Here is a 6997-nt window from a genome sequence, read left to right as displayed (position 1 = left end):
TACAAAAGACTGATTATGGTAGCAAGCGTTAAGCACATATTGAATTCTAATATTAGTTTAAGTAATTGTACTTCTATATTTACTTGGTGTGATACCATAAGTTGATTTGAATATTTTAGCAAAATGTCCTGTGTGTGTATAGCCAACTTTTTCTGCTATCGTAGATATTTTATACTCAGGATTTTTCAGCAATAATAATGCCTTATTAAGCCTTAATTCTTTTAAGTACTCGTAGGGAGGAACACCGTAGTATTTGCGAAAAGCTAATTGAAATCGTGCAGGACTCATTAAAGCAATTTTAGAGAGTTCAAGTCCGTCAATATGAACCGATAAATCTTTTTTCATAGCCGATACAGCCCTTTTCAGATTTTGCTTATCTTTTTTAGTTAAGACAACGGATATATTTTTTCCCTTTTCTTCTAACTCTGTAATTATGATAGATAATAGTTCCATAACTTTGCTTTCCAAATATAAAGGCAAAATCTTTCCTTCAGCTTGGGATTCTCTTATCTGTTGAAATATAAAATTCAACTGCGGAGAATTTTGAGTTTTTAACAAATAAGAATTGAGAATCTTTGCTTTTTCATATTCAAAATCATCATATTTTAATTTTAAGAAAGTATCAAAGTATTCTTTGGTTAAGATTATTTTCGTAAACTTTACAGGCTTATTTGCCTCACAATAGGTATAAGTTTTCTTTTCTGTATTTAAGTAGCAATAGATACCTTTTTCTACATTATTTAACTTCCTTCCACCAACTTTAAATGAGCTGCTTTCTGTTTCAAATTGACTAATCTCTAAATACTTTTCAGATACTTCAGTTATTTTTTCAAGTGTTTTATTTGGAGTAAAGTTAGCGATTAAAATTAGAATTAAACTGCTGTCAAACTTTAGTATGCGAAAAGTACCTTTGCCAAAATGGGGATCTATTTGAAAGATTTGTTTGTTTTCAGTTGATAAAGTTGGAACAGGAATAAAAGGAGCGTCATGTACTAAGTTTGTTAAATAATCAATAACTGTTCTATCCATAAATTCTGCTCACCTCTTTTAATATCACAAATTTATTTAATTATATCACAAATTTATAAAATTGTAAATAGAAATACTGATGAAAAGCTTACAGATAAAGGGATTAAAAGGAATACCGAAATTCATGGTTAGATTTTGAGTTATAAAAAATTAGCTTTATAATAAGTGTAGTTAGTTAGATATAGCTAACGGTCAGGAAAGGAGATGGAATAACTAATGGAAAAAAAGAAGACAGGGATATCTTATGTATTCCAATTAGCAAAAGATGAGAGAAAAAAGCTACATTTAGGAATGTTTTTATCTGTCATTTCTGCGGCTTTATCATTAGTTCCTTATTTTGTAGTTTATAAGATATTACTAATGATATTCCAGAAGAATATTTCGTATACAGAAATTTTAATGTGGGCAGGTATAGGAATTATAAGTGCTGTTTTGCAAGCAATACTAATGTCCTTTGCGGGCATTTTATCTCATACAGCAGCTTTTAACACAATACACAGAATTAAGCTGAAAGTTGTAAATCATATTTCAAAATTTAATTTGGGATTCTTTCAAGAGCATGCCCCCGGAGAAATTAAAACATTGTTGTTTGATGATGTAGATAGAGTTGAAAATTTTTTGGCTCATAGCACTTTGGAATTAGCTCAGGCAGCAGTTGTTCCGGTTATTATGTTCATTTTCATGTTGAAATTAAATTGGATGATGGCACTTGTTATGCTTATTCCTATGATTTTGGGATTAGGAATTCCTATGATGCTAATGAAAAATTATCCGGATATGTCAACGGAGCTATCCGAAGATATTGCTGATTTAAATGCTTCGGCAAACGAATTTATAAAGGCTATGCCTGTAATAAAAATGTATCATTTAACAGCAGAAAAATTTGAACAATATAGAAGCTCATTGAATGCGTATATTACTTGTTGGAAAAAGATGTGTATGAGCTCTTGCTATCCTTTATCAATAACCTTAGTGGTTTTGGATTCAGCAATCTTATTTACATTGCCGTTCGGAGGATATTTCTTTTTGAGAAATTCTTTATCAGCAACATCCTATTTGCTATTTATTATGCTTACAATGTGCTTTTTTGTTTCGTTCTTAAATATGGTAACAATCTTTATGCAATCTATGGAGCTTGGAAGCGGATTGGATAACATAAAAAAAATAATGGATATGGATGAATTGAAAGACGGAACAAAAATCATAAACAAGAATGAGTGTATGAAAATAGATTTTAAAGACGTTACTTTCAGTTATGACGATGAAGAAACAAAAAATAAAGCATTACAACATATAAATTTATCCTTAAAACCGAATACAATAAATGCTTTTGTGGGACCTTCCGGTGCAGGCAAGACAACTGCTGCACAATTGATTGGGAGGTACTGGGATGTAACAAGTGGAGCAATTAAAATTAACGACATACCGATCAATGAATTAAAAATAGATAATTTGATGGACATTACATCATTTGTTTTTCAAGATGTATTTCTTTTGGAGGACACTCTCTATGAGAATATTCGTATGGGAACAGATACAGATGAAAATAAGATTATTGAGGCTGCAAAAGCAGCACAAATTCATGACTTTATTATGAGTTTACCGAATGGATATCAGACAAGAATCGGGGATCAAGGGGTGAAATTGTCAGGTGGACAGCAACAAAGAATCTCAATCGCAAGGGCAATACTCAAAGATTCTCCAATTATTATTTTTGATGAAGCAACTTCCTATTCAGATATAGAAAATGAGTACCAGATACAGTTAGCACTTCAAAACTTGTTGAAAAATAAAACAATCATTATGATTGCTCATCGTTTGCATACTATTAAGAATGCAGATCAAATTGTTGTATTTGATGAAGGGGAAGTCGTAGAGGTTGGAACACATAAAACTCTTTTAGAAAGAAAAGGGGTCTATGAAAGTATGTGGAATACATACACAAAAGATTACTTTGGAGAGGGGGTAAATGCAAATGCTTAAGATTATTAGAACACTTCTGAAAGATAAAAAAGAAAAATTGTATTTACCGATTTTTCTAATGGTTATTGATTCGATAGGAAGCATTGTTTTGTATTTAATGCTCTATTTTACCGTTGTTAATATATTGCAAAATACATTAACTAAAACCTTAATCATAGAATATACGGTAATATGTTTCATCAGTATGATTGCAAGGATACTGATTTATAGGCATGCATACTATTTGAGCTTTTCAAGAGGAGCTGAAATGTGTGGAGATATGCGTTTGGATTTAGCAAATCATTATAGGAGTTTGAGCCTTGGTCATTTCCAAAAAAATAGTAGTGGTTATCTATTATCAACTCTTACAAAGGATTTGAGTAGTTTTGAACTGATCATAACGCACACTTTACCATCGGTTATTAAAACGGCAGTTACAGCAATATTGATTTTATTAGGCACATTTTTTATCGATTGGAAGCTCGCATTATTAGAGTGTTTAGTATTGCTTATCGCATATCCTATGTTGATATGGGGCAACAAATTGATAGAAAAATACGGGGCAAGAAAAAGAAATTTAAATTCTAAGATGATTTCTATTATTTTAGAGTACATTCAAGGTATGAAAGCGTTTAAGTCAGCTAATATGACAAGTGAACATTTTGAAAGAATGATAAATACACTTGAAAATGTTAGAAAGACAAGCGTAAACGCAGAAAAGAAAATGGCGTTACCTACAAGTATGTACTTTATCACAGTTAACTTTTTGCTTCCGATAGTTCTTCTTATAGGAGGATATTTGCTTATAGATGGTAGTGTTAGAACTGAACAGTTTGTGGCTTTTATGCTTATGAGTTTAGCATTATCTGCACTTCTTATTGCCTTTCAACATTCCTATGGACTATTGAAAGATTTGAAATTAGCTGCAAGTAATCTTGAGAAAGCTTATGAAACGAAGCCATTGCCTTATTCTGAAAATGAAGTTGAATTAGAAAATTTTGATATTCAATTTAAGAATGTAAATTTTTCTTATGATAGAAATAAAACGATTCTGAACAATATTTCTTTTGAAGCAAAAGAAGGAACTTCTACAGCTTTAATTGGTCCTTCCGGTGGAGGAAAAACTACAATCGCTAATTTGATTGCAAGATTTTGGGATGTAAATAGTGGAGAAATTATAATTGGTGGAAAAAATATAAAATCCATAAAACCTGATGTGTTGCTTAAATATGTTAGTCAGGTTTTTCAAGATAATGTACTGTTAACCGATACTGTTTATAACAATATCAGGGTTGGAAAACCTAATGCAACAAAGGAAGAAGTTTATCAAGCTGCAAAATTAGCTTGTTGCCATGAATTTATTTTGAAAATGAAGGATGGATATGAAACGGAAATAAAAGATGGAGGAAGTACATTATCCGGCGGTGAACGACAAAGGATTGCTATTGCAAGAGCGATTCTGAAGGATGCACCAATTCTTTTGTTGGATGAATCTACAGCTTCTCTTGATCCTGATAATGAAGCTAAAATCAATAATGCTTTGGAGCATTTAATGCAAGGAAAGACAGTTTTTGTTATTGCTCACAGATTGAATACCATTAAAAACGCTAATCAAATTATTTTGATAAATAACGGAAGAATTGAAGAACAAGGAAATCATAATGAACTTTATGGAAAAAAAGGACATTACTATGAAATGGTAAATACACAGGAAAGAGCGAAAAAGTGGATGATAAAGGAGAATAGTTATGGAGAGGCTTAGTACTTTGAAAGAAAAGACAAAAGGTAAAGTTGTTGAAATTATTGGTGATACACATTTTCAAAGCAGAATAATATCTATCGGAATAACTGTCGGAAGCGATGTTGAAGTTATCCAGAATTATAAAAAGCAACCTATTCTCATTTATTGTAGAGATACGATGATAGCTGTCAATAAGATAGAGGCAGAGAAAATAATGATGGAGGTACTTTGAGATATGAAGAAAATAACGATTGCTTTGCTGGGGCAGCCTAATTCTGGAAAATCGACTTTGTTTAATGGGTTGACAGGCTCAAATCAACATGTTGGAAATTGGCCGGGTAAAACCGTTGAGAAAAAAGAAGGCGAATTTTCGTATAAAGATACCAATTATACGATTGTGGATTTACCAGGAACTTACGGATTATCAGCAAATTCAGAGGAAGAAGTTATAACAAGAGAATATATAGAAACCGGGAACGCAGACCTAATTGCTATTATGGCAGATGCTTCACAATTAAATCGAAGTCTATTTATGCTCTCTGACTACATTGGAATAAATATTCCGGTTGTCTTAATCATGAACATGATGGATGTTGCTACAAGTCAAGGGAAAAATATAAATATAAAGGGGTTACAAAAATCCTTGAATATACCTGTCATTCCTATCGTTGCGGCAGATAAAAAGGAATACAAAGAGTTTTATGCTTTTCTGGAGCATTCAGATAGAGGAAAAATTTTATCTGACGAAAATTTAGAAAGGGCATATGAAAATATTGTTGGAGATAACTATAAGCTATTAAAAAAACATATCCCTGATAAAGGTATAGGTGTATTTTCAAAGTCGTGGATTATCGGAAAATTATTAGATCAGGATGCAAAAGTAATTGCGTTAGTAAAAGATAATGTTGAAAAAGTCGAATTTGAAGAAATAGAGAACGTATTAAAAAGCATAAAAAATGGCAATTTAATAACCGGTAATTGTAAATTTGAATGGATAGATAAACTTATCAATGCAAATGTTATTCAGAAAAAGAGAGTATTTAAGAGAAGCAAATTTGATCGTATAGCCACAAGTAAAGCTTTCGGAAAACCTATGGCTATCGGAGTTATCATTTTAGGATTAGTTGCTTCTATGCTCATCGGATTTCCGCTAATGGGGTTATTTGGGTTTGTTATACCTAAAATATCAACATTGTTGGCAAAGGGGCTTGTCGCCATTGGAGTATCAAATTGGCTGATTTCACTTTTGTGTGGAGCCGTAATGACTGCAATTACTTTTGCATTGCAAATGGCAAGTTATGTATTGGGAATTAGCTTAGTATTTGGATTCTTGGAAGATGTAGGATATATGGCAAGAGTTTCCTATGTCTTTGACAACACTATGTCGAAATTAGGATTGCAAGGAAAAGCAATTATGCCGTTCTTGTTAAGTTTCGGCTGTAATATAGGTGGAATCACAGGAACGAGAGTAATTGATTCATGGGGACAGAGGGTTATGACGATTGCATTATCTTGGGTAGTCCCTTGCGGGTCAACATGGGGAGTAGTCGGGCTTGTTACAGGAACATTCTTCGGAAAACAGGCAGTATTTGTGATATTAAGCCTATTTGCAGTTGCTTTTCTACATTTACTAATCACATATAGGATTTTCAGAAAATCGCTTTATGAGGGAAGTGAACATTTTGGAATGATTATGGAACTTCCACCATATCACAAGCCACATTGGAAAAATTTACTTTCTTCTGTAATGAATAGGATGGGAAATGTACTGAAAAGGGCATTGAGTATCATTATCCTTATTTCTGTTATATTTTGGATTCTTGCCTATACGCCTGATGGAAATATAGCTAACAGCCTTATTTATAAAGTAGGAACATTTATAGAGCCTGTAACAAAATTGTTTGGGTTACCATGGCAATTATTTATGGCTTTTGTTGCTTCTGCAATGGGAAAAGAATCGGCATTAGGAGTAATGGCATCATTATTTACTTCTTCAGGAATATGGCATGCAGTTGAGGTTAAAGGGACAGTAGATACCGCTATTCTAAGCAATAATATGTTGACAATGATTTCAAAGCCGGAAGCCTTAGCATTTACTTTTGCCTTTTTCTTCAATATGCCTTGTTTGATGGCTCTTGCAGCTACCGCACAAGAAACACATTCAAAAAAATGGACGATAAAAATAGCACTGTATTATATATTATCGGCTCTAATTATATCTTGTGTTGCATATCATATTGGACTACTGATTTTTTAAGGTGTGAT

General features: G+C 32.4%; 5 protein-coding genes. 4 read left to right on the top strand and 1 reads right to left on the bottom strand.

The features are described 5' to 3' along the window. Positions 1-57: 57 nt before the first annotated feature. On the bottom strand, positions 58-1029 hold the full coding sequence (locus HGAG_RS03110; protein ID WP_019117884.1) for a helix-turn-helix transcriptional regulator: 972 nt from the start codon (positions 1027-1029) through the stop codon (positions 58-60). A 216-nt stretch (positions 1030-1245) separates the two neighbouring features. On the opposite strand from HGAG_RS03110, the gene HGAG_RS03105 reads away from it, so the two are divergent. From HGAG_RS03105 to feoB, 4 genes are read left to right on the top strand one after another with little or no spacing between them, the layout of a single operon-like run. Further along, complete coding sequence (locus tag HGAG_RS03105; RefSeq protein ID WP_019117883.1) at positions 1246-3012, top strand: ABC transporter ATP-binding protein; 1767 nt, start codon at positions 1246-1248, stop codon at positions 3010-3012. Further along, positions 2999-4753 (top strand): ABC transporter ATP-binding protein, encoded by a 1755-nt coding sequence (locus HGAG_RS03100; protein ID WP_019117882.1) that lies wholly within the window; start codon positions 2999-3001, stop codon positions 4751-4753. The genes HGAG_RS03105 and HGAG_RS03100 overlap by 14 nt, the downstream gene beginning before the upstream one ends. Continuing rightward, complete coding sequence (locus HGAG_RS03095) at positions 4740-4964, top strand: FeoA family protein (protein ID WP_002416391.1); 225 nt, start codon at positions 4740-4742, stop codon at positions 4962-4964. Before HGAG_RS03100 ends, HGAG_RS03095 begins: the two co-directional genes overlap by 14 nt. Before the next feature lie 3 nt (positions 4965-4967). Continuing rightward, positions 4968-6989 carry a ferrous iron transport protein B gene (feoB, locus tag HGAG_RS03090; RefSeq protein WP_019117881.1) on the top strand — a complete coding sequence of 674 codons (2022 nt, stop codon included), beginning with the start codon at positions 4968-4970 and terminating at the stop codon, positions 6987-6989. Positions 6990-6997 lie beyond the last annotated feature (8 nt).

Source organism: Anaerococcus obesiensis ph10 (genome assembly GCF_000311745.1).
In the GTDB taxonomy this organism is placed as follows: Bacteria; Bacillota; Clostridia; order Tissierellales; family Peptoniphilaceae; genus Anaerococcus; species Anaerococcus vaginalis.
The sequence above is the reverse complement of the archived record's forward strand: the minus strand, read 5'-3'. Positions and strand labels throughout refer to the sequence as shown.